Raw genomic sequence first — 23,382 nt, forward strand, 5'->3', positions numbered from 1 at the left:
TTAATAAATAATTAAGTTGCACAGAATGTGATCCAGGTCTAATATTTAATTATCGAACGTTAACAAATAACGTCTGACCTAAACCACCTGCTGATAAACAGATTAAAACAGGAAGACCATCATGAAAAACATCACTATGACATTGGCTGCAATCGCCCTTGCTACCGCTTCATTTTCGACTCTGGCTGCCACTGAAGTTCAGTCTGCACCCGAAGGCCAACAGGCTATCGGCGTGGTAAGTGCTTCTTCAGGCAATAATTTGTCCAGCCTGCAAAACAAGCTGAACGCTAAAGCAAACGAAGCCGGTGCAAGTTCATACCGTATCATCGGTGCATCCGGTGAAAACCATCTGTACGGGACTGCTGAGCTGTATAAATAAGCACGAAGTCAGATTTGACTAAGGGTAAATCGGCATTTAGTTAACGATTAATAAGCTAGATGTTGTATCGGACAGAAGACAGCTTTGCACATTAAATGAACGTTGATGACAACGCCTGGCAAAGCTTAAATAAACGAAATCGAGGAAATTATCATGAAAAATATCACTATGACTCTCGCTGCCATCGCACTGGCCACGGCTTCATTCTCTACTCTGGCAGCGACTGAAGTTCAGTCTGCACCAGACGGTCAGCAAGTCATCGGCGTTGTCAGCGCGACTTCAGGTAACGACTTATCCGGCCTGCAGAACAAACTGAATGCAAAAGCCAGTGAAGCCGGTGCAAGTTCATACCGCATCATCGGTGCTTCAGGTGACAACCATCTGTACGGTACAGCTCAACTGTACAAATAAGAGCACTCAGCAGTAAGCAGAAGAGGCGGCGTTTGCCGCCTTTTTCGTGTCTGGGATTTGAGGGGATTTCTCCCTGCTTTTCCCCCAAAAATCCCGTCAAAACACTTTTCTTTCGGCACGTCTCGCAAACATTTCAACGAACTGAATTTTTAAATTTGGCTTCCCGTATAAAAGCGTTGGTATGAGGAACGATTAGGTATAAAATTTTATACACAAGGAAAGTGGCTGTGACTAAAAATATCGACTGGCGCGGAAGTGCGTTACGCGATTTGCGGGAATTCCCCGCCGACGCCAGAAAAAGAGCAGGCTTTGAACTTGAGAAAATTCAGCAAGATCTTTTTCCGACAGATTGGAAATCGATTAACAGCTGGGGATCGGGTGTGATTGAAATAAAACTCGATGCATTAGCGGGTGCTTTCAGGGTGGTCTATGTCGCTAAATTTGAAGAAGCCATCCACGTTCTGCACTGTTTTCAAAAAAAAACGCAGCAAACCAGCCCGAAAGATATTTCCGTTATAAAAGCCCGATATGCGGAAATCATCACAGAACGTCAACGGAGAGAAAATGAAAGATTACATTGATGTAGCGTCGAGGCATATCACCCCGGCCGGAGGGAATGTTTTTGCCGACCTGGGGTTTAGTGATGATGAAGCACAGGCTTTGCATGCTGAATCGCAGCAAAAAATTGCACAGACGATTGCACTTAAAGAACAGCTAATGGCGGAAATCGCAAGCTGGATCGCCCTTCAGAATCTGCGTCAGAGCGATGCTGCAAAAGTTTTACAAGTCTCACGCCCGCGGGTTTCCGACGTCGTAAACAAGAAAACGGATAAATTCACGCTGGATGCGCTGGTGATGATGCTCGGGCTGACCGGTAAGCAGGTTAAACTGGTTGTTGAATAAGTTTTTAAATGCAAAAAGCAGGGATTCCCTCCCTGCTTTTCTTTTGCAGCACATCTGACAAATCAGTTGGCTGAGCTTTTGAGCTGGTTATCTTGCTCGTGTTGCTCCAGCGCCAGTTCGATCAGGCGCGTGATCAGATCACTGTAATTTAAACCGCTGGCCGCCCACAGTTTCGGGTACATGCTGATGTTGGTAAAACCCGGCAGCGTGTTGATTTCGTTGATAACGACGTCGCCCTGCTCGGTCAGGAACACATCGACGCGCGCCATACCCCGGCATTCCAGCACCTGAAACGCCTGCAATGCGATGGCCCGGATGCGGTCATGGGTTTCCTGTGGTAAATCGGCGGGAACGGCAATCGATGCACCCGCTTCATTAATGTACTTGGTGTCGTAAGAATAAAACTCGTCGTGCAGGATAACTTCGCCGCATACGCTGGCCTGCGGGTAATCATTGCCGAGTACCGCGCATTCAATTTCGCGGCCTTTGATCGCGGACTCCACCAACACTTTGTGGTCGAAGCTGAACGCAGTTTCCAGCGCATTCAGGAAACCTGCTTCGTTGCTCACTTTGCTGACGCCAACGGACGATCCCTGATTAGCAGGTTTGATAAACAGCGGTAAACCGAGCTGCTTAGAGACTTCAGCGAACGTATATTTCTGGCGGTTTGCACGGGTCAGGGTGACAAAGGGCGCAACGGACAAACCCGCGTCCCGCAACAGACGCTTGGTCACATCTTTATCCATGCTGACGGCCGAACCCAGTACGCCGGAACCGGCGAACGCAATATTCGCCATGCGCAGCAGGCCCTGCAATGAGCCATCTTCGCCCAGCGTGCCGTGAACAATCGGGAAGACCACGTCCACCTGCGACAATGCGCTGGCGCTGTGCGTTTCAATCAGCTGATTTTCTGTCTGCCCCGGAATGAGCGCGACCTGATTATTTGAGCGGTTCAGGGCAATCAGTGACGGATTTTCAGCATTGATCAGGTAGTTGCTGGCATCGTTAATATGCCACTCGCCTTTCTTATCAATGCCCAGCAACGTCACGTCAAAGCGTTCTTTATCAATGGCATCCACAATATTTTTTGCCGATTGTAATGACACTTCGTGCTCTGCCGATTTGCCGCCAAAAATGATGCCTACCCGTAATTTACTCACCTGCTGCTCCTTGTCGCCAGCTTCACGCTGGCGGCGATTTATCTATGTATGACTGATGTACGACTAATCAACGACAAACAATTTAGCCCCGACAGGGGTTGAGGAACGGTGGGCTTCCGCGTTATCCGCCACCTGATAACTCATGCCCGGCGAGAGGGTAAATGTCCGGCCATCTTCCAGGCGCGTATGCAATTCCCCTTCAAGGCAAAACAGCACATGCCCTTTACTGCACCAGTGATCGGCTTCATATCCTGCCGAATATTCAACGACCCGCACGCGGATATCGCCAAATTTTTGGGTACGCCACAGTGCCATCCCGACATCGCCGGGGTGTTGTGTCGGTGTCACGTCGTTCCAGTCGGTGGTGCAAAAAGGAATCGCATCAAGCTTCATGAGTTTCTCAATGTCGGAAAGGAGAGGAAAGCCAGCATAAAAGTGAGCGGTAAATTTATCAATCGCTTGCTGAAAACAATTCGACAGCCCTTTCGCTGCAAAGTTAAGTAAAGGCGACTGTTCTTAGAGACAGGCGGCAGCCCGCGACTGACAAGGCCTGTGCGCAAGCCGCTAAAAAGCCCGAATCACATGTGTTGCATGAGATGTCTGTGAGACAGGGTTCACGTTTTATCGACTATGCTTATTGGCAGTATGACGAAAAAGGTAAAGAAAGCTGACCCACGCAGTAAGGCGAACGCACCTCAATTCCAACGCGCTGATGACGTTACGCGGCGCGCCACAAAACAAGGAGCAACAGATGCCCTATCAAACGATCAATCCTTTCAATAACAAGCTCATCAAAGAATACCCGACGCACAACGATAAACAGGTTGAAGAGGCGCTGACCACCGCGCACGCCCTGTATAAATCAGACTGGGCGCAGGGAGATATAAAACAGCGGGTCAAAGTGCTGCACAAATTGTCCGAGCTGATGGCATCAAGAGTCGATGAACTGGCGGAAGTGGTCAGCGTAGAGATGGGGAAACTCATCGGTCAGAGCCGTGGTGAAGTACAGATTTGCGCGGATATTGCGAAATTCTACGCCGAGAACGCAGAAGAATTTCTCAAACCTGTGCCGTATAAGTCTGATCTCGGCGAAGCCTGGGTCGAGCATCACCCGATTGGCATCATTCTGGCGGTCGAGCCGTGGAATTTCCCGTTCTACCAGCTGATGCGTGTGCTTGCGCCGAATCTCGCGTCAGGTAACAGCGTGCTGGTAAAACATGCCAGCATCGTGCCGCATTGCGCAGAAACTTTTGAGAAACTGGTTTCTGAGGCCGGTGCGCCAAAAGGTGCCTATACCAATCTGTTTATTTCGCAGGATCAGGTGGCGTCGATTATCGATGACGACCGCGTTCAGGGCGTCGCGCTGACCGGTTCGGAAAAAGCCGGTGCGATTGTGGCGGCACGCGCAGCCGGAAAACTGAAAAAATCCACACTTGAACTGGGCGGCAATGACGTTTTTGCCGTGCTGGATGATGCCGATATTGATCACGCCGCTAAAGCCGGTGCTCAGGCGCGTGTTTCCAACGCCGGGCAGGTTTGTACCGCCGCCAAGCGCTTTATCATTCACGAAAAAGTGGCCGACGAATTCCTGAAAAAATTCACTGAACACTTTAAGGCATTGAAAATCGGCGATCCGCTGGATATATCCACCACGCTGGGGCCGCTGTCTTCCGCCGACGCGGTGAAAACGCTGAGCAAGCAGGTGGACGATGCTGTGAAACACGGTGCCAAGCTGCACTTTGGCGGCAAGAAGGTCACCGGAAATCCGGGCAACTTCTTCGAGCCAACGATCCTCACGCACATCACGCGTGATAATCCGGCTTACTTCGAGGAGTTTTTCGGCCCGGTCGCGCAGGTTTATATCGTCAAAAATGACGAGGAACTGGTGAAACTGGCCAACGACTCGCACTACGGCCTGGGCGGTTCGGTATTCACGACCGATCTCAACCGCGCCCGTAAGCTGGCGAGCCAGATTGAAACCGGCATGGTGTACGTCAATTCACCGACCGATACCGCCGCCGAACTGCCTTTTGGCGGGGTGAAACGCTCCGGTTTTGGCCGCGAACTGTCCGATCTGGGGATCAAAGAGTTTGTGAACCAAAAACTGGTGGTGCTTGCCGCTAAGTCTTGATACCCATCAGTGCCTCCACGTAACACCTCCCTCTCCGCCCGGAGAGGGAAATTCTCTCCCTCCGCCGGTCTTTTGTGATCCCTTGATTCATGACAAAGCGGCCTACCCGCCAGCCTCTCTATAATCAGGCCCGTTTGTCTTCCCACTGGTAAATCACATGGCGTATGAACTCAATCTGGACTGGCCGGAATTTTTAGAAAAATACTGGCAGAAACAACCTGTTGTATTAAAAAAAGCATTTATAAACTTTGTCGATCCTATCACTCCCGATGAATTAGCCGGCCTGGCGATGGAACCTGAAGTGGACAGCCGTCTGGTGAGCCATAAAAACGGGGAATGGCAGGCGAGCAACGGGCCGTTTGAGCATTTCGACGGGCTGGGCGAAACCGGCTGGTCGCTGCTGGCACAGGCGGTAAACCACTGGCATCTGCCCGCGGCTGAACTGGTTCGTCCGTTCCGCGTGCTGCCGGACTGGCGTCTGGATGACCTGATGATTTCCTATTCTGTACCCGGCGGCGGCGTTGGCCCGCATATCGATCAGTACGACGTGTTTATCATTCAGGGCATGGGCAGCCGTCGCTGGCGCGTGGGCGATGCCTTACCAATGCGTCAGTTCTGCCCGCATCCGGCGTTGCTGCATGTTGATCCGTTCACGCCAATCATCGATGAAGATCTCGAACCGGGCGACATTCTGTACATTCCGCCGGGCTTCCCGCACGACGGTTTCACCCATGAAACCGCCCTTAACTATTCCGTCGGTTTCCGTGGCCCGAATACCCGCGACTTTATCAGCAGCTTTGCCGATTACGCGTTGGAAAATGATTTAGGCAGCAACCACTACAGCGACCCGGATTTAACGCTGCGCGATCATGTCGGCAAAGTGGAAGAATACGAGCTGGATCGCGTGCGCAATATGATGCATGACCTGATCAATGAGCCGGAAGCCTTCAGACAGTGGTTTGGTCGATTCGCGACAACGCCGCGCCATGAGCTGGACATCGCGCCCGCCGAACCGCCGTATGAAACGCACGAAATCGTGGATGCACTGATGCAGGGCGACAGCCTGACCCGTCTGAGCGGTTTGCGCGTGCTGAACGTCGGCGACCGTTTCTTCGTTAACAGCGAAGCGCTGGAAACCGATCAACATCAGGCGGCGGATGCGCTTTGCCGTGTCATGCTGATCGGCAAAAAAGAGCTGGGCGATGCCGTCCAGGATCCGGCGTTTATGGCCGTGTTCACCGATCTGGTGAATCAGGGTTACTGGTATTTCGACGAGTAAAACTTTCTGCTGCTCAGTGCTTTGTGTTGCTCTGCCATAGAAAAAGGCGGCATCCGGTGGATGTCGCCTTTTTTAGTTTTATGACCGGTTTGAATCAGGGCTTATACAACTCGACCGGCGGCTTCATTTTTCGCTCCTCCGGCACAAACAAATCAATCTCTTCACCAAGAATATATTTGGCGCGCAGCATCGCTGAAATCTTGTCCATCATCATTACGATAGCCACCAGGATCAGCGTGATAAACATCACCACATCCCAGTTCCACAACCGCATGTTTTCCGCGTAAACCAGACCGATACCGCCCGCGCCCACAAAGCCGAGCACGGCGGCAGAACGGGTGTTGGACTCAATCTGATACAGCGACAGCGCCAGAAACGTCGGGAAAGATTGCGTGAAAATGCCAAAGCGGTGCGTCTGTAGCGGCGAAGCACCCAGCGCCCGCAGACCGCGGCTTGGTGAACGTTCCACCGCTTCGTGGCCTTCGGCGTAAAGCTTGCCGAGTAAGCCTAAATCCTGCATCACAATCGCCAGCACGCCGGCCAGCGGCCCCATGCCGACGGCCCGGACAAATATCAGCCCCCAGATCGCCATATCCAGACCGCGAAGCACATCCAGAATACGGCGGATCACCAGCGAAACCGGCCGGAGAACCGGCGTGGTCATCACATTTCGCGCCGCAAGGAAAGACAGCGGCAGTGCGAGGAAAGAGGCGGTGACCGTCCCGGAAAACACAATCGCCAGCGTGATCGCAATCTGCGAGAAGTAGTACTTAAACGGCCATTCGGAAACATTATGCCACACGAACATGCGCAGAAAATACCGCCCGACTTCGCGGGTGCCGCGCACCACTTCACGCCACGGAATACCGAAATAGCTGAAGAAGTAGAGGTAATACAACACAATCACAACAGCCAGAATCGCCAGATAACGCAGATACTTGCGTTGCGCGGAAAACAGATGCGCGTGCTGTTGTTTCAGGCTGGCAATCACATGAGGTTCAAGCGCGTCAGTTAACATCAGAAAGAGCCCTCCACCACACGTTTGCGTAATTTACCCGACAGATAATCCATCCCGGAAACCACCAGAATAATCAGCAGCAACGTCATGCTGACCTGGTCATAGCGATCCAGTTTGATGGATGTCATCAGTTCCTGACCAATCCCGCCTGCGCCCACTAACCCGAGGATGGTGGACTGGCGGAAGTTAATTTCCAGACGCATAAAGCTGTAGGACAAAAAGACAGGTTTAACCTGTGGCCACATGGCAAAACGCATGCGCTGCAAACGCCCTGCTCCGCAGGCTCTCAGGCCGCGCACCGGTTTATCCGATGCGGTTTCAATAGATTCGTAGAACAATTTGGTCAGGCTGCCAACGGTGTGTAAGGTCAGCGCGATAAAACCCGGAATCGCCCCCACGCCAAATGCCATCACACACATCACGGCCCAGGCCAGTTCAGGCATGGTTCGCAGAAAGGCAACATAGGTGCGGATGCTGAATTTCACCCATTTTGGGGAATCCGTATTGCTGGCGGCGAGAAACGCCAGAACAATGGCCAGCGCGGTGGACAAAATCGTTGAAGACAATGCCAGCTGTATAGTTTCCCAAATCAGCGGTAACTGAATATTGAGGCGGTATCCCCAGTAAGCCAGAGAACCTTCAGTGTGTCCGTCTGCGAATAATAAAGACCAGTGCAGAACCGGTACCGTCTGGCCGATATAATCAAAAAAGCTGGGGGCTGAAACAATAATAGTTTTCAGGTTAAGTTCGGAAACATTGCCAGACCATAAATATAACAGCAACATCAGCCCTGACCAGATCAGCGCCTCACGTTTTTGCTTACCGCGTATATTCTGGTAATAACGATTGAAGTCTTTATTCAAAATAATATTTCCGGTTTACATGGAGATTTTTATTCCTCCCCCGTGAAAGGGGAGGAAGTTAAGACTTAGCGGCCGCCCTTCGTCAATTCACGCTTCATATCAATAATCTGCTGATATTCCGCCAGAGACGTTTCGCCGATATGCTGTTTACCGCCAACGGCTTTCACGAAGCACGCATGATCGTCTTTATCCAGTTTCTTAATGGCTGAAACCAGTTTCGCTTTAAATGCCGGGGGTAAATCGCTGCGCACCAGAATCGGGCCATTAGGAATTAACGGGGATTCCCAGATAATACGAATTTTCTTCATCAGATCCGGATGGTCCATGCGGATCATGCGGTTGAACGCGCCGGAGGTATAACCGGTTTCGCGGTCACCAATCATCGAAGTCCAGGTCACCGCGCCTTCAAACTGGCCGTTCAGCACGCCGAGGATATCCTGCTCGTGGCCGCCGGAGAAGGTCACGCTGGAGAAGAAGTTGTTGTATTTGTTATCCGTAGTACCGCCAAACTCTTTCTTGAAAGTCTGGTTCGGGATCAGGTAACCGGACGTGGAATCCGGGTCAGCAAAGCCAAAAGATTTGCCTTTCAGGTCAGACAATTTCTGGTACGGGCTGTCCGCTTTGACCACAACAACGGAGTGATAACCGCGGGATTTGTCGGTGTCATCAATCACGATACCCACCAGATCCACCGCTTTCGGGTCATTAATATAAACAGACGCGAAAGAAGAAGGTGACATACTTAATACCATGTCGACTTTCTTGCCTAATAACCCCTGAATAACACCTGAGTAATCGGATGAATTACGCAGTTTGGTATCCACATTTAATTCTTTATCAAAGAAATCTTTTACACACTGATTATCCCCGATTTGCTGAGTGGCATTCTGACCACCCAAAATACCTAAATTCAATTCTTTAGGGGCATCTTCTGCCATGCTGTGCATTGCGGTAAGGGAACCTGCAACAAAGACCGCCAGACGTAATAACTTCTTCATTTAATGATGACCTTGTGTAGATTGAGAGAAAGTAGAAATAAGCACTGCAAAATAAATAACGTTTTTGTTTAACTGTTTATCGCTTCGTGTTCTTCGCCATATAACTGATGCAAAATTCCGTCGGTTAACTGATCCGGATGACCGTCAAAGATAATCTGCCCTTTCGCAATGCCGATAACGCGGGTGCAGTAATCTTTCACCAGCTCGACGGAATGCAGGTTAACCATCACCGCAATATTCTCTTCGCTGACCTTTTTCAGGGCATTCATGATGCGCAGGGTATTTTTAGGATCCAGCGAGGCAACCGGTTCATCGGCCAGCAAAATTTTTGGGTTTTGCATCAGGGCGCGACAGATGGCCACACGCTGCATCTGACCACCGGAAAGGTTTTCAGCACGTTGCAGCGCATGTGGCAACATGTGCAACCATTCCAGCAGGGAAATTGCGCGGGCACGGTCTTCATCATCGAACTGATTGAAGAAGGATTTAAACGTGGAAGTGTGACTGAGACGACCCAGCAGCACGTTCGTCAGTACGTCCAGACGCGGAACCAGACAGAAATCCTGGAAAATCATGCCGCAACCCGAACGCCAGCGACGCAGCGCTTTGCCGGTCAGCCCAGCCAGTTGCTGCTGCTCACCGTTTTCGTAATGACACACCACGCTGCCGTCGGTTAACGGGATCGTGCCGTTAAGGACGTGAAGCAAAGTCGATTTCCCTGCGCCTGAACGGCCAATGACCGCGACAAATTCACCGGCGTGGAGATCGAAGTTGATGTCATTAAGAACACGCTGACCTGATTTATAGGATTTCACCAGGCCTTTAACGTCCAGGACTTTGTTCAGATGCTGCGGCCCGGTCTGAGGATATTCAGCCTGTGCCAGCTTAAGTTGAGCTTGCGCCATGATGCTGTCTCTCGGTTGCTTTCGTTATCTGGGGTTCATTAAGCGCGAGTTATGTGACACATCAATGACGATTTAGTGGACAGCGTATGACAAAAATGTAGCAACTTAAGAGCAATCCCTCGGTAATTATCCTGAATGATCTGTAGCCTGTTCCCTGGTATTTAAGTCTATGATTGCAGAACCTGCGTCAAAAAAAGGAAGATGAAATGGATAATCAGTCACTCATCACCACGCTGAAAGACATCGCCGGAAGCCGCCATGTTCTCACCGGCGACAGCAATACCGAGCGCTACCGCAAAGGATTCCGCTCCGGCGGCGGCAAGGCGCTGGCGGTGGTATTCCCGCAAACATTGCTGCAACAATGGCAACTGCTGAAAGCCTGCATCGCCGCTGACAAAATTGTCATCATGCAGGCTGCCAATACCGGGCTGACCGAAGGTTCTACGCCGAGCGGCGACGATTATGACCGCGACATTGTCATTTTCAGCACCCTGAAACTCGATCAGATCCAACTGCTCGACGGCGGCCATCAGGTGATCGGTTTCCCCGGCAGTACGCTGTATAAGCTGGAGAAAATCCTCAAGCCGTACAACCGCGAGCCGCATTCGGTCATTGGCTCATCCTGCATTGGGGCTTCCGTCGTTGGCGGCATTTGCAACAACTCCGGCGGCTCGCTGGTGAAACGCGGCCCGGCTTATACAGAAATGGCGTTGTATGCACAAATTGATGCGCAGGGTGAACTGCGGCTGATAAACCACCTGGGGATCAATCTGGGTGACACGCCGGAAGAGATTCTGACGCGGCTGGAAAAAGGCGATTATCTCGAAGCCGATATTCTGCACGATAAGCGGCTGGCTTCCGACCATGATTACGCGGCGCGTGTCCGCGAAGTGGATGCCGATACGCCATCACGCTTTAACGCCGATGAGCGTCGTCTGTTTGAGGCCTCGGGCTGTGCCGGGAAACTGGCGGTTTTCGCCGTTCGTCTTGATACGTTCCCGGCTGAAACCCAGCAGCAGGTTTTCTATATCGGTACCAATGACACGGCGGTGCTGACGGAATTACGCCGCCAGATCCTGCGGGATTTCACGAACCTGCCGGTTGCCGGTGAATACATGCACCGGGATATTTTCGATATCACCGAAGTGTACGGCAAAGACACGTTCCTGATGATCGACAAACTCGGCACCGACAAAATGCCGGACATGTTTACCGCCAAAGGGAAATTCGACGCACACGCCAATAAGGTGCCTTTCCTGCCGACACATTTCAGCGACCGCGTAATGCAGTGCCTGAGCAAAGCGCTGCCCAACCATTTACCGCCCCGCATGAAGCAATATCGCGACCGGTTTGAGCATCACTTATTGCTGAAAATGTCCGGCCAGGGGATAGATGAAGCCAGAACGTTCCTGACCCGTTTCTTCAGTGAAAATCAGGGCGATTTCTTTATTTGTTCAGCCGACGAAGGCAAAAAAGCGTTCCTGCACCGCTTTGCGGCGGCGGGCGCGGCCATTCGTTATCACGCCGTGCATGAGAAAGACGTCGAAGACATTCTGGCGCTGGATATCGCCCTGCGCCGCAACGATCGCGACTGGTTTGAAACCTTGCCGGAGGATATCGATAATCAGCTGATAGCAAAACTCTATTACGGCCACTTTATGTGCCACGTTTTCCATCAGGATTACATCGTCAAAAAAGGCGCGAACAGTAAGGCGCTAAAACACCGTATGCTTGAATTGCTGGATGCCAAAGGCGCTGAATATCCGGCTGAGCACAACGTCGGACATCTGTATATTGCGAAACCGCATCTGAAGGAATTTTACCGGCAGGCCGACCCGACCAACAGTTTCAATCCGGGGATCGGCAAAACCAGTAAATTGAAAAACTGGCAGGAATAACCGTGTGAAGTGTTTCTGACCAACCCTCCCCTTTGCAGGGGAGGGATACTACGTTACTCCGACCTCATTTATTCATTCATTAATTAAAAGAATTTCGTTCCATAACCCCACATCAGCACAGTCAGGGCGAGTAACAACTCAAGAACCAGAACCCCCATCGCCAGCGTTGAGCTGGAGAACAGGAACCCCTCGCGGCGGTCAATGTTGAGGAAGTTTGGAATACCGAGGTACAGCAGATATCCGCTGTAGCAAAGGCCAATCAGCCCGACAAACAGGCATAACCAGACCATCGGATAAAGCGCAACGATCCCGCTGAGTAACATCGGCGTGGCAACGTAACCGGCAAACACAATACAACTGTTGAGTGTCGGGCGGCTGTCATAGCGACGTGCCATCCAGTAGATAATTCGCCCCATCAGAGCCACAGCGGCGAGCATCAGAACATAGAAGATTCCAGCGATGTAGGACGCGGTGAACATGGAAACCATCAGCTTCTGGCCGTCACCGAAATTCCAGCCCAGCTGCGTTGTGCCGATAAAGGAACAGACAACCGGAATCAGCGCCATCAGAAAAACATGGTGGGAATAAACATGTGAAACGGTTTCCCGTTCACGCTGGATTTGCTGCAATTCGGGACCCGGATGAGATAACAGTCCCCAGATATGATTTGCCATGAAACACCCCCTTGTGCGCCGAAAGCCGCCAGCGGCGTACGATGATAAACCCTTCGGGAATGCCCGTTTGATATTGGTCACAAGGGCACAGAGAAGGTGGCAGCCTGTTTATATTATAGCCGTTATTGTGTGATTTGCTGGCGGCACAACATCCCCTGTTGCAGAGGATGATGATGCCGGAGAATGGGATTTCCCGATAAGGCTAATGCATATAACGTAACGCGGTGAACATGAACCCCACAACGATCATCATCATGCCGGTAATCCACTGCGTCTGCTTTTGGAAGCATTGATGCTGCCTGGACATAATTTCAGGAAACATCCCCTGAATCCCAATCAATGAAATATCTATCTTTCCAAGCCGCTCATCCAATCGTTGAAAACGTTCATCTACTTTTTGAAAACGCTCATCTATTTTGTCTAAACGTTTATCTACCAGGTCGAATTTCTTATCAATGAGAACGAGATGATCGTCAATTCGCACCAGATGTTCATCAATCCTGACCAGATGCTTATCGATGCGAATAATACTTTCCTCCGTTTTTCCCACACGAACGCCGATATCCGTCACCGCATCGGTGAGCGTGACCATCTGGTGTTCGAGTTTTCCCACACGGAGATTGGTGTCCGTAACGACCTCGGTAAGCTGAACAATCTGTTGTTCCACCTTACCCACCCGCAAATTAAGGCCCGCGATTTCCTCCCCGTTTTTGATTCCCTGCTTTTCGATACTGTTAATCTGGCTTTGCATTAACGCTTCCATAATCCCTTCTCCTTTAAAGTCTTCCGGCACTGTCAGGGCACCGGGCAGATAGAGCATCGGGTTGACTGACCAGCAATCTGGCATCCTGTGCTGAAACACGATGTGTTGTCCCTCACGTAAGCGAGTCCTTGTTTAGGCATCCTTAATCTGCGGGCAGTCTGCACTGTATAAATAAACACCTCAAATCAATTTCTTTCTCGTTCAAAGCGTGATTATTAATGTATCTATGAATCGTGAAATTGCATTGATAAAGTGAATAAATACCAAATAAAAGAGCCGCTTACGCGGCTCCGTTACGGGTACTTCTGTTAAAACGCTCAGGTTTTTTTACGGCGCAGGGTTATGCAAAGCCGCGGCTCCATCCTGTATTTTCCTCGCCTTCGCCACGTCGTCTTTACTGACCACAGGTGCCTGATTTCCCCACGCGTTGCGGATGTAAGTACTGACATCGGCCATCTGCTGATCTGTCATTTTCCAGCCAAACTCCGGCATATCCGCGCTGGTCGGATTGCTCGCCGTCGCGGCACCCTGCGCGCCGTTCATCAGCACATGCAGAATATTCGTCGGCTCGCTGGCCTGAACACCGTTATTGCCTTTGAGTGCGGGCACCATATTACGCACGCCTTCACCGGAGTTCTGATGACAGGCCGCACAGTTATCGGCATACAGCGCTTTGCCATTTGCCATAGCGGAATTTGCCGCCAGCGGCGCAGACTCATCTTTGCTGCCCGGTAAGCTTTTCAGGTAAACCGCAATCGCATGAAGATCGGTATCCGACAGGTGTTGCAGCGAGTTAGTCACGGCTTCCGCCATAGGGCCGGAGGCCACGGTGCGGGCGTTAGCGCCGGTTTTCAGGTACTGAACAATTTCATCGTTGCTCCAGTCGCCGAGCCCCTGACGGACATTCCCGGTGATTTCCGGTGCAAACCAGCCCTGGAGTTCTCCGCCCTGCAAATGCACCCCAAAGTTATCGCCACCCAGCGGATTTTTTGCCGTATGACACGACGTGCAGTGCCCCAGTCCCTCCACCAGATACGCACCACGGTTCCATTCTGCCGACTGCGCCGGATCCGCTTTAAACGGGGCGGTATCCAGGAATAACAGGTTCCAGCCAAACATCATCAGGCGGATGTTATACGGGAACGGCAGATCGGTTTTCGGCCCGTCGTAATGCACTGCGGGCACGGTATTCAGGTACGCTCTGATGTCTTTCAGATCCTGATCGCTGACCTTCGCATAGACGTTATAAGGCATCGCCGGATAGAGGTTTTCCCCGTTGATTCCCTTGCCGTTACGCACCGCATTAATGAACTGCTGATCGGTCCAGCCGCCGATGCCGGTTTCTTTATCCGGCGTGATATTGGTGGCGTAAATCGTGCCGAACGGTGTGTTCAGGCCGTAACCTCCGGCAAAGGGTTTTCCGCCGCCGGGCGCGGTATGACAGGCCACGCAGTCGCCCGCCAGCGCCAGATATTGACCGCGTTCGATGGCCGTTTTACCGGTCATCGCCGCCGCGGCGGGTGCCTGAAATTCGCCGGACTGGCTGGCGTTGTACCCAAGTTTTACACCGACAAATCCCAGCCCGCCGATGACGACCACACCGGCAATCACCGCTAACGTTTTTTTGATTCTCATGCTTAAACCCTCACCAGCGGACCAGGGGATTTCAGATATTGGGTTTTAATCGCTTCTGCCGCCCACAGGGTCAGCGCGCCCACCGTGCCGGTCGGGTTATAACCGCCGTTATTGGCAAACGCCGATGCACCGCACACAAAGACGTTATGCACATCCCAGCTTTGCAGATACCGGTTCACCGCGCTGGTTTTCGGGTTATCGCCCATGCACGCGCCGCCCGTGGTATGGGATGAGAGGTTATCCATTGGCGAGAACGGTTTGGCCGTCGGTTCCTGCCGCACAACGGTTTTTGCCCCCATCGCATGGGCGATTTCAACCGAGCGGTCAGCCATAAATTTCGCTGAACGTTTATCGTTTTCGATCCAGTCGAACGTCACGCGCAGCAGCGGCTGGCCGTGGCGGTCTTTGTATTCCGGATCGAGATCGAGGAACACGTCACGGTGCGGATAACTGTTACCCATGCAGTAAATATTGTTGTAGTTCTGGTAACTGTGTTTGACGGCTTTTTTCCAGTCAGCGCCCCAGCGCGGCGTGCCCGGCGGTACGTTGTTGGAATAGCCGATCGGACGTCCGTTGGTGGAATGCACCAGCGCCACGCCGCCGCCGATAAAATCATGGCCGGAGTGATCAAAGTTATCGCCGTTGAAATCATCAATGGCCTGTGACAACGCACCGGCACCGATGAACGGGTTCATCATTTCATCTTCGAAGAAGAAACCTGCGCCGGAAATCGTCTGGTACGCATAGTTACGCCCGACCACGCCTTCGCCAGTTTTGTGATCGTAAGGCTGGCCGATGCCGGAAAGGAGCATCAGACGGACGTTATCCATCTGGTAAGCCGAAATCACCACGATATCCGCCGGTTGTTCCCACACCACGCCGTCACTGCCGATAAATGTCACGCCGGTAGCAGTTTTGCCGTCCGGCGCTTTGTTCACGCGCAGCACTTCGGATTCGGTGATCACCGTGAAATTCGGACGCTGCATGACCGCAGGCAAAATGCAGGCATTGGGGCTGCTCTTCGACCAGTTGCCGCAGCCGAAGAATTCGCAGTAACCGCAGTATGTGCACGGCGCCATGTTGACGCCCAGCGGGTTGGTGTACGCGCCGGACGTGTTGCCCGCCGGCACCGCAAACGGGTGATAGCCCATCTCGCGGGTGGCTTTGTCGAAAATCATCGACAGCTGGGTACGCTTGAGCGGTGGCAGCGGATAATCCCGGCTGCGCGGGCCTTCGAAGACGTTTCCGCCTTCAATTTTTTCGCCTTTGATGTTACCGGCTTTTCCGGACGTCCCGGCGTAACGTTCAAATTTGTCATAGAACGGTTCGACGTCGTCAAACGTCACGCCCCAGTCCTGAACCTGCATGCCTTCGAGGAATTTGTTTTTACCGTAGCGTTCAATCGTCTGGCTGTAGCTCTGGAAATCATACGGCAGGAAGCGCCAGGTCATGCCGTTCCAGTGCGTGCCCGCCCCGCCGACGTTCATCCCGAACTGATAGGTATTAAACTCGCGCAGCGGCAGCGCCTGCTGGATCGGGTTATTACGGAAGGTCAGGGTTTCCACCGCCGTGGGCTGCATAATCGCGCGACGGCTGACGAAGCGCAGTTCGTCTGTATCAATGGTGGTCGGGAAATCGTTGCTGGTATCGCGCCATGAACCACGTTCAATGGCGACCACATTCAGGCCCGCCAGCGTGAGTTCATTGGCCATCAGCGAACCTGCCCAGCCGAGGCCGACAATCACCGCATCGACCTTCTCTCTTTTATTGCTCATACGACATGTACTCCTGAAAATATCTCAATAATCAAAACCCGTGCGTTGCCGGTTTTTTATGATTTTTCGTATCGGGTCAGCATGCTGACGGGTTCGATATGCAGGTCTTCACCACGGCGGTCGATGACATCGCGGAAGTCATACCGCGCGCCGGGGAATCCCACCATTTTCCAGCCTGCCATGTCTTTATTGCCGCCGTAAAGCGGGTCAGAGAAGAAGCCTTCGCGCATGTTCTGCACCAGCATATTGAAGAACAGCTGGCCGTTGACGCCGGTCAGTGGGATCTCGCCGGATTCCACGCGGCGCAGTAAATCGTCCTGCTCTTCACCGGTCAGTTCGGTGAAACTTTTGCCCGCATTACGCGCTTTCGCCACGCCGTTCAGCGCAGCCAGCCCCAGCCGGTAGCGTTCGGCTGGCGTATCTTTGTATTGCGGTCCGGCCTGCGGTAAACCGTCCTGAATCACCGGCCCGAGACGGTAAGTCGTGACCGCGTTGCCGTAATCGCCGCTCAGCTGGCGGTCAAGAAATACCGCGCAACCCGCCTCTTTCCCGCCTATGCTCAGTTCGTCGGCCGGAATAATCCGGTCGGCCAGCGTTTCAATCAGGCTGACTTCTTCTGCGGTGAAAAATGTCCATTCACCGGCAACCACCGGTTTTGGCGGACGAACCGAATGGATAATCCACGGCATACCGCCGGAGAAAATTTTGGCTTTAACCTTTAAGGCCGCACTGAATAACAGCACCGCCATCGAGGTGAGAAAGTGTCTGCGTTTCACGATAATTCTCCTGTTTACGCACATTGAAAGGTGACTTACCCACATCAGACATGGGTTACTATTTGTGACGGAGATTATACGAAGATGTTAGATGAAAGTAAGAAATTTCGAACCAAAAGGTACATATTTTATCTATTTAAAATCAATATCTTAATTATCCTGCATTGAGTTAGTACACTAATTAACAAATTTTTACAGGCAAAAAAGCCTCTGCGGGAAGCTCAAAATCGTTAACGTAGAGCAATGACACTTACCGGAGACGTCCATGCGCATCACTTGTTTACACACGGCAGACAGCAACATCGCGGTTTTTGAAAATGCAGCACAGGAACTGGGGCTGAATCACCATGAATTTCGCCATATTTCCCGCCCGGATTTACTGGCGGCGGCAGAACGCGCTGGCGGGCTGACGCCGGAGATCCTTGAACAAACGGCGCAGGTATTGCTGGCGCTGAGTCAGGACTGCGATCGCGTTCTGCTCACCTGCTCAACGCTGGGCGCAGCCGCTGCGGTCGCCGCTGAAAATACGCAGGTGCCGGTTTTGCGTGTTGATCAGGCGCTGGCCGAAGCCGCAATGAAAACGGCCGGAAAAGTGGTGGTGTTATGTGCGGTGGAAACCACGCTCGGCCCAACCGGACAGCTGTTTGAACAGACAGAAAAACACCCTGACGCCGCGCTGGAAATGCGTCTGGTAGCCGGAGCCTGGGGTAAGTTTAAGCAGGGAGATTTAGCAGGGTATTGGCAGACGGTCGCCGCAGCGGCGGACGCGGCATTTAGGGAGGGCGCAGCCGCCGTGGTGCTGGCTCAGGCATCGATGACCGGCGCGGCACAGTTCACGCAAAGGGGTAAACCGCTCACCAGCCCGGAATGTGGCCTGAAAGCCGTAGTGGCGGGCTAAGTCCGGCACCTGCGCCGGACTTTTTAGTTTTAGATCAGTCTTCGGCTTCTTCGACGGAGGGCTGTGTTTTCTGCTGCTCTTTCTGCTTGCGGTAGTTCTTCGCAATCTGCGGAACAGGCACGGTTTTACCGGTTTCCATCCAGGTGCGCAGACGGTTCGCATCCGCAAAGGCGGTGAATTTCCCGAACGCATCCATCACCACCAGCGTCACCGGTTTGCCGTTAATGGTGGTTCGCATCGCCAGACAATGACCGGCAATATCGGTATATCCGGTTTTGGTCAGCTGAATGCTCCACGACGGATTCATGACCAGATGGTTGGTATTGCGGAACGGCAGCGCGTAGGCCGGATGGCTGAACACCGCGGTTTTCTCGGCCGTTGTACTGAGCTGGCCGATCAGCGGATAGCGCTGGGACGCCAGCAGCAGCCGCGTTAAATCGCGCGCCGTGGAAACGTTACGTGGCGAAAGTCCGGTCGGTTCAGCGTAATGGGTATGCGTCATGCCGAGGGATTTCGCTTTGGCATTCATCGCGTTGATAAACGCCGAATAACCGCCCGGATAATGCGCTGCCAGGCTGGCTGCCGCACGGTTTTCAGAAGACATCAGCGCCAGCTGAATCATCTGGCGGCGGGTAATTTCACTGTTGAGTTTTACGCGGGAAAAGACACCACGCATTTCAGGCGTATTGCTGATATCAACGTTGATCACTTCATCCAGCGGCAGATTCGCATCGAGCGTCACCATCGCGGTCATCAGTTTGGTCAGGGAGGCAATCGGCCTCACCTCATCCGGATTTCGGGAATAAATCACTTCATGGGTTTTAAGATCCACCACCATCGCGCTGCCGGAAGCAATTTGAACAATGGGGGTGACTGCCTGCTCGTGCTTTGCAGCGAAGGCGGCAGGTGCAGACAACAGGCCTGTATTTAAGGCGAATAAGCTCAGAACCAGAAGACGGATTTTCACATGCATTGCTCTGTATTTAAGAAAGTTGTCATGAAGTTATGTCGGAACAGCGGCGGGAATTATAAGTGACGCGAATAGTCTTAGCACTCGCAATTTTCAAATCTATTTGTCACAAAGTCTGTCACCACCACCCGCAGACCGTGCAATGGCGAGTTAGTGAACACTTGCGTAAGGTTGAAGGGCGTTAAGACGACAACGGGCAGGGTTTCAACGCCCTGCCCGCTTTATTTTTTAGATTATCGGAATATTACTGATGGCCGATTACATAACCGATTTCCTGCCCGTAGGAAAGTTCGAGCGTATTCCCATCGGGGTCATCCAGAAAAGCCCAGTATCCCACGGGCGCACCGGAATCTGTCGGTTCCTGACGTAAAACGCCTGCGTCACGGGCTTCGGCGAGTTTCGCGTCCATCGCGTCTTTCGAGGCACAGGCAACACCGAGATGCCCGAACGGGCCAAGTTTAGTGTCGGTGGATTGCGGGTCTTCTGCCAGAACGAGGGCAAAGTGGCGGGTCATGTCGCTGAGCCAGGCAACAGGCCGGGCGTTGGAACCTTTTTCACCGCGCCGGTGGATGACTTTCATTCCGGCAAATTGCTGATAAAAAGCGATACTGGCGTCGAGATCTTTAACGGCAAAAGCAATGTGGCTCAGGCCGATGTCTTTATTGTCCATGATACTCCTCCATTTTTAAGCGTTGCCGCGTGGAGAAGACAGGGAATCAGGTCACCGGTTAATGCGTTCGGCGATTTCCTTCGACGTCTTCAGCACGCGCACTTCAGTAAATAACTCTGTTGCCTCTTCGTACTCTTTACGCAGATAACTCAGCCACTGTTTGATACGCGCAACGTGATACAAACCGGTATCGCCCTGCTTTTCCAGATGGGTGTATTTCTGCAGTAACACCATCACGTCCGCCCACGGCATACGCGATTCGTTGTACTTCACCACGCGGCTGAGATTAGGAATATTCAGCGCGCCGCGTCCGATCATGACGGCATCACAACCCGTCGTTTGCATGCAGGCCTGTGCGCTGGCGTAATCCCAGATTTCACCGTTGGCAATCACCGGAATACTCAGCCGCTGGCGGATTTCGCCAATTGCCTGCCAGTTAATCCGCTCAGGCTTGTAACCGTCTTCTTTGGTGCGTCCGTGTACCGTGAGTTCTGTCGCGCCCGCCTGTTGTACGGCGTCAGCAATTTCAAAACTGCGCTCGAGAGAGTCCCAGCCCAGACGTATTTTTACCGTCACCGGTAAATGCGCCGGAACCGCCGCGCGCATGGCTTTTGCGCCCTGATAAATCAGCTCAGGGTCTTTGAGTAGCGTCGCCCCTCCGCCGCTGCCGTTGACCATTTTCGACGGGCAGCCACAGTTGAGATCGACGCCATAAGAACCCAGTTCACTGGCGCGGGCGGCGTTTTCGGCCAGCCATTCAGGATATTGCCCGAGAAGCTGCACACGAACCCGCGTGCCGGAAGGCGTGCGGCTGTCGTGCAGTAATTCGGGGCACAGGCGATGGAAGACTTTGACGGGAAGCAGCTGATCCACCACACGTACAAACTCGGTGATGCACAAATCGTAGTCGTTCACTTCAGTGAGAAGTTCACGAACCAGAGGATCAAGCACACCTTCCATCGGAGCCAGTAATACGCGCATCGCAGTTCAACCCTTAAAAATGACGCGCAAGATTACCGCAAGGCCCGCCTCCGGGCAATTATCCCTGTGACAAATCGGTGTTTAACGTTTCATTCATGCCGCTATTCTTTTGCCGCGCCCTGACGGAACGCAGGGCAATCCACACCGCCAGAAATGCGGGGACAGCAAACAGCAGGAACATCCAGAACGCGGCGTTGGCAGCGCCCGTATCACCCTGATTCACGCCGGAGAAGTTAGCGACCGTTCCCGCCAGAGCCGCACCCAGCGCAGCGGCGAAAGACTGCACGACGGTGATCGACGCACCGGCTTTTTCGCGATCTTCTTCCGGAGCCTGTTGCAGCACACGGGTCAGCAAATGCGGCCAGCCCAGCCCGATACCGAAACCGGCCAGCGTCAGCCCGAGCACAACGCCGCTGATATTCAGCCACGGCACACCAAAAGCGACCGGCACGGTGAACAGCAATAACAGCAAGCCGACAGCCAGAATCAGCGGACCGGAAACAATCGCGTTATCAGCGCGACGCCCCGTCCAGCCTGAGCTGGCGACTTCGCTTAATGTCCAGCCCGCCGCAGCGGCCGCCGTGATATATCCGGCGGCGAGCGGTGTCTGCCCGTGCAGATGTTGCAGCAGATAAGGCACAAACAGTTCGCAGCCCAGCCCGATAATCAGCAATGACATCACCAGATACAGGCCATAAAGCGGCGATGAACGGCGCAGCGCATTACGCGGCAGCAGCCTGACGGCGGCGGTAAATTCGCGGTGGCGCAGGATAAGCATCATCACGACCGCAATTACAAACCCGAGCAAATTCACCAGCCCGTGCGAAGACAAGCTACCTGCCGAAACCACCAGCACCGCGCCGGTCAGCAGCGCCAGTTGCATCAGCGGCAGCGGCTCTTCCGGCTGTTTATCCCGCTGAGATTTCGGCAGGATCCGCCAGACCCACAGACCAAATAACGATGTGACCGGCAGGAGCAAGCCAAACGCCCAGCGCCATGCGTGCAGTTCAGCAAAAATGCCGCCGACCGCCGGGCCGACCAGCGTCGCAATTCCCCACATGGCGGAGATCAGCGCCATCGCGCGGGGCCAGAGAGACTCCTTAAACAGGAGGTTTATCATCGCGTAAGACAGCGCGAACAGGAAACCGCCGCCCAGCCCCTGCAAGGCCCGCCCGATAAGCAGCACCGGCATACTCGGCGCAACGGTACAAATCGCGGCACCGGCGATGAAAATACCGGTCGCCATGAGATAACTGCCGCGCGGCCCGGCGGTTCGCATCAGCCGGGCAGAGAGCGCCGAGCCAAGAATTGAGCAGACGACGTACAATGTGGTGTTCCACGCGTACCACGCCAGCCCGCCGATATCCTGCACGACGGAGGGTAAAATCGTGATCACGATGTAGCTGTTGGTGGCGTATAGCGCGACACCAGCACTCAGGGTGATGGCGCTGCCCCGGTTTTCAGCACTGAATAAATCCTTCCAGCCGCTCTGACTTTCCGACATTTCTCTTCGTCCCTTTGGTTTATGTTTTCCGCACATTGAAGCACGTTGTGTTTATGGTATGATTAAAACAAGAAATTACTTGGAATATGTTTTACATAATCTAGAACCCGGCGAGGCAATATGTCAAGCAATGACTTGGAAAATAAAAACGACGTCCGGCAAAGCGTCGCTGAGCGCTTAATGACGCTGCTGAAAACCCGCGGAGAAATGCAGGCCAGTGATGCAGGTCATCTTCTGGGCACGACCGGCGAAGCGGCGCGGCAGCAGTTTGTGAAGCTGGCAAAAGACGGCCTGGTGGAAGCCAAATCGATATCGCAGGGCGTCGGGCGTCCGGCGCAATACTGGCAACTTACCGCCAGAGGACACGCGCACTTTCCCGATGCGCACGCCGATCTGACCGTACAACTTCTGCAACTTATCCGCACGTCGCTGGGCGAATCGGCATTAGACCAGTTGATTACGTCACGGGAAAGCCAGACGCTGGCAAATTACCGGCAGGCCATGACTGGCGCAAATTCGCTGGAAGAGAGATTACAACGCCTGACGGCCATCCGCACCCGCGAAGGATATATGGCGGACTGGACCTTACAGGAGGACGGCAGCTATTTGTTTGTGGAAAACCACTGCCCGATTTGCGCTGCCGCAACGACCTGTCAGGGCTTTTGCCGCGCCGAGCGCGATGTGTTCCGGGATGTGCTGGAGGCAAACGTCGAGCGCACCGAGCATATTTTACAGGGCGCCCGCCGCTGTGCGTATGTGATCCGTTAGCCGGATTTCAGGCGAAAAAAAAC

The 23,382-nt window shown here is 53.1% G+C and carries 24 protein-coding genes; 9 read left to right on the forward strand and 15 right to left on the reverse strand.

Annotated elements, in window-relative coordinates:
• Positions 1 to 121 precede the first annotated feature (121 nt).
• From bhsA (BV494_RS10315) to BV494_RS10330, 4 genes are all read left to right on the forward strand, one after another.
• Positions 122 to 379, forward strand: coding sequence for a multiple stress resistance protein BhsA (gene bhsA, locus BV494_RS10315; protein WP_104922796.1), 258 nt, complete (start codon positions 122 to 124; stop codon positions 377 to 379).
• Positions 380 to 532: 153 nt separating this feature from the next.
• The gene (gene bhsA / locus BV494_RS10320; RefSeq protein WP_104922797.1) at positions 533 to 790 is read left to right on the forward strand and encodes a multiple stress resistance protein BhsA; all 258 of its coding nucleotides are present in this window, start codon (positions 533 to 535) and stop codon (positions 788 to 790) included.
• A 227-nt stretch (positions 791 to 1,017) separates the two neighbouring features.
• Complete coding sequence (locus BV494_RS10325) at positions 1,018 to 1,371, forward strand: type II toxin-antitoxin system RelE/ParE family toxin (RefSeq protein WP_104922798.1); 354 nt, start codon at positions 1,018 to 1,020, stop codon at positions 1,369 to 1,371.
• A complete protein-coding gene (locus BV494_RS10330) occupies positions 1,355 to 1,693 on the forward strand; it encodes a helix-turn-helix domain-containing protein (RefSeq protein WP_104922799.1) in 339 nt (112 codons plus the stop codon). Before BV494_RS10325 ends, BV494_RS10330 begins: the two co-directional genes overlap by 17 nt.
• 62 nt (positions 1,694 to 1,755) lie before the next feature.
• Here BV494_RS10330 and ddlA read toward each other — a convergent pair whose 3' ends face one another.
• On the reverse strand, positions 1,756 to 2,853 hold the full coding sequence (gene ddlA / locus BV494_RS10335) for a D-alanine--D-alanine ligase (RefSeq protein ID WP_104922800.1): 1,098 nt from the start codon (positions 2,851 to 2,853) through the stop codon (positions 1,756 to 1,758).
• A 63-nt stretch (positions 2,854 to 2,916) separates the two neighbouring features.
• Positions 2,917 to 3,246: a DHCW motif cupin fold protein gene (locus BV494_RS10340; RefSeq protein WP_101077302.1), complete on the reverse strand. Its 330-nt coding sequence runs from the start codon at positions 3,244 to 3,246 to the stop codon at positions 2,917 to 2,919.
• Positions 3,247 to 3,604: 358 nt separating this feature from the next.
• Here BV494_RS10340 and BV494_RS10345 point away from each other — a divergent pair, with 358 nt between their 5' ends.
• Together BV494_RS10345 and BV494_RS10350 are read left to right on the forward strand one after the other, a co-directional pair.
• Positions 3,605 to 4,984: an NAD-dependent succinate-semialdehyde dehydrogenase gene (locus BV494_RS10345; protein ID WP_104922801.1), complete on the forward strand. Its 1,380-nt coding sequence runs from the start codon at positions 3,605 to 3,607 to the stop codon at positions 4,982 to 4,984.
• Between the two features lie 157 nt (positions 4,985 to 5,141).
• On the forward strand, positions 5,142 to 6,263 hold the full coding sequence (locus BV494_RS10350; RefSeq protein ID WP_104922802.1) for a ribosomal protein uL16 3-hydroxylase: 1,122 nt from the start codon (positions 5,142 to 5,144) through the stop codon (positions 6,261 to 6,263).
• A 94-nt stretch (positions 6,264 to 6,357) separates the two neighbouring features.
• Here the strand turns inward: BV494_RS10350 and phnE (BV494_RS10355) are convergent, their stop codons facing one another.
• The 4 genes from phnE (BV494_RS10355) to phnC all read right to left on the reverse strand — a co-directional run bounded on the left by phnE (BV494_RS10355) (position 6,358) and on the right by phnC (position 10,047).
• Positions 6,358 to 7,281 carry a phosphonate ABC transporter, permease protein PhnE gene (gene phnE, locus BV494_RS10355; RefSeq protein WP_104922803.1) on the reverse strand — a complete coding sequence of 308 codons (924 nt, stop codon included), beginning with the start codon at positions 7,279 to 7,281 and terminating at the stop codon, positions 6,358 to 6,360.
• Entirely contained in the window at positions 7,281 to 8,144 is an 864-nt protein-coding gene (phnE, locus tag BV494_RS10360) for a phosphonate ABC transporter, permease protein PhnE (RefSeq protein ID WP_104922804.1), read from the reverse strand. The genes phnE (BV494_RS10355) and phnE (BV494_RS10360) overlap by 1 nt, the downstream gene beginning before the upstream one ends.
• 65 nt (positions 8,145 to 8,209) lie before the next feature.
• Complete coding sequence (gene phnD / locus BV494_RS10365) at positions 8,210 to 9,142, reverse strand: phosphonate ABC transporter substrate-binding protein (protein WP_104922805.1); 933 nt, start codon at positions 9,140 to 9,142, stop codon at positions 8,210 to 8,212.
• A 68-nt stretch (positions 9,143 to 9,210) separates the two neighbouring features.
• Entirely contained in the window at positions 9,211 to 10,047 is an 837-nt protein-coding gene (gene phnC, locus BV494_RS10370; RefSeq protein WP_104922806.1) for a phosphonate ABC transporter ATP-binding protein, read from the reverse strand.
• Between the two features lie 206 nt (positions 10,048 to 10,253).
• Between phnC and dld the strand changes: the two genes are divergently transcribed.
• The gene (gene dld, locus BV494_RS10375; RefSeq protein WP_104922807.1) at positions 10,254 to 11,945 is read left to right on the forward strand and encodes a D-lactate dehydrogenase; all 1,692 of its coding nucleotides are present in this window, start codon (positions 10,254 to 10,256) and stop codon (positions 11,943 to 11,945) included.
• An 83-nt stretch (positions 11,946 to 12,028) separates the two neighbouring features.
• Here dld and BV494_RS10380 read toward each other — a convergent pair whose 3' ends face one another.
• The 5 genes from BV494_RS10380 to BV494_RS10400 all read right to left on the reverse strand — a co-directional run bounded on the left by BV494_RS10380 (position 12,029) and on the right by BV494_RS10400 (position 17,568).
• Entirely contained in the window at positions 12,029 to 12,619 is a 591-nt protein-coding gene (locus BV494_RS10380; RefSeq protein WP_104922808.1) for a Yip1 family protein, read from the reverse strand.
• Positions 12,620 to 12,821: 202 nt separating this feature from the next.
• The gene (locus BV494_RS10385; protein ID WP_226790065.1) at positions 12,822 to 13,481 is read right to left on the reverse strand and encodes a hypothetical protein; all 660 of its coding nucleotides are present in this window, start codon (positions 13,479 to 13,481) and stop codon (positions 12,822 to 12,824) included.
• Positions 13,482 to 13,709: 228 nt separating this feature from the next.
• Positions 13,710 to 15,017 (reverse strand): c-type cytochrome, encoded by a 1,308-nt coding sequence (locus BV494_RS10390; RefSeq protein WP_104922810.1) that lies wholly within the window; start codon positions 15,015 to 15,017, stop codon positions 13,710 to 13,712.
• A 2-nt stretch (positions 15,018 to 15,019) separates the two neighbouring features.
• Positions 15,020 to 16,792 (reverse strand): GMC family oxidoreductase, encoded by a 1,773-nt coding sequence (locus BV494_RS10395; RefSeq protein ID WP_104922811.1) that lies wholly within the window; start codon positions 16,790 to 16,792, stop codon positions 15,020 to 15,022.
• Positions 16,793 to 16,848: 56 nt separating this feature from the next.
• Positions 16,849 to 17,568 carry a gluconate 2-dehydrogenase subunit 3 family protein gene (locus BV494_RS10400; RefSeq protein ID WP_104922812.1) on the reverse strand — a complete coding sequence of 240 codons (720 nt, stop codon included), beginning with the start codon at positions 17,566 to 17,568 and terminating at the stop codon, positions 16,849 to 16,851.
• A 265-nt stretch (positions 17,569 to 17,833) separates the two neighbouring features.
• On the opposite strand from BV494_RS10400, the gene BV494_RS10405 reads away from it, so the two are divergent.
• Positions 17,834 to 18,466 (forward strand): aspartate/glutamate racemase family protein, encoded by a 633-nt coding sequence (locus tag BV494_RS10405; RefSeq protein WP_104922813.1) that lies wholly within the window; start codon positions 17,834 to 17,836, stop codon positions 18,464 to 18,466.
• Between the two features lie 34 nt (positions 18,467 to 18,500).
• On the opposite strand, the gene pbpG is transcribed toward BV494_RS10405, so the two are convergent.
• The 4 genes from pbpG to BV494_RS10425 all read right to left on the reverse strand — a co-directional run bounded on the left by pbpG (position 18,501) and on the right by BV494_RS10425 (position 22,591).
• Positions 18,501 to 19,439 (reverse strand): D-alanyl-D-alanine endopeptidase, encoded by a 939-nt coding sequence (gene pbpG / locus BV494_RS10410; RefSeq protein ID WP_192938113.1) that lies wholly within the window; start codon positions 19,437 to 19,439, stop codon positions 18,501 to 18,503.
• 241 nt (positions 19,440 to 19,680) lie between these two features.
• The gene (locus BV494_RS10415) at positions 19,681 to 20,106 is read right to left on the reverse strand and encodes a VOC family protein (RefSeq protein ID WP_104922815.1); all 426 of its coding nucleotides are present in this window, start codon (positions 20,104 to 20,106) and stop codon (positions 19,681 to 19,683) included.
• 51 nt (positions 20,107 to 20,157) lie between these two features.
• Positions 20,158 to 21,087, reverse strand: coding sequence for a tRNA dihydrouridine(16) synthase DusC (dusC, locus tag BV494_RS10420; protein WP_104922816.1), 930 nt, complete (start codon positions 21,085 to 21,087; stop codon positions 20,158 to 20,160).
• A gap of 58 nt (positions 21,088 to 21,145) precedes the next feature.
• Positions 21,146 to 22,591: an MFS transporter gene (locus BV494_RS10425; RefSeq protein WP_104922817.1), complete on the reverse strand. Its 1,446-nt coding sequence runs from the start codon at positions 22,589 to 22,591 to the stop codon at positions 21,146 to 21,148.
• A 120-nt stretch (positions 22,592 to 22,711) separates the two neighbouring features.
• On the opposite strand from BV494_RS10425, the gene BV494_RS10430 reads away from it, so the two are divergent.
• On the forward strand, positions 22,712 to 23,359 hold the full coding sequence (locus BV494_RS10430; protein WP_104922818.1) for a helix-turn-helix transcriptional regulator: 648 nt from the start codon (positions 22,712 to 22,714) through the stop codon (positions 23,357 to 23,359).
• The last annotated feature ends 23 nt before the right edge of the window (positions 23,360 to 23,382 follow it).

The organism is Rahnella sikkimica (assembly GCF_002951615.1).
GTDB lineage: Bacteria > Pseudomonadota > Gammaproteobacteria > Enterobacterales > Enterobacteriaceae > Rahnella > Rahnella sikkimica.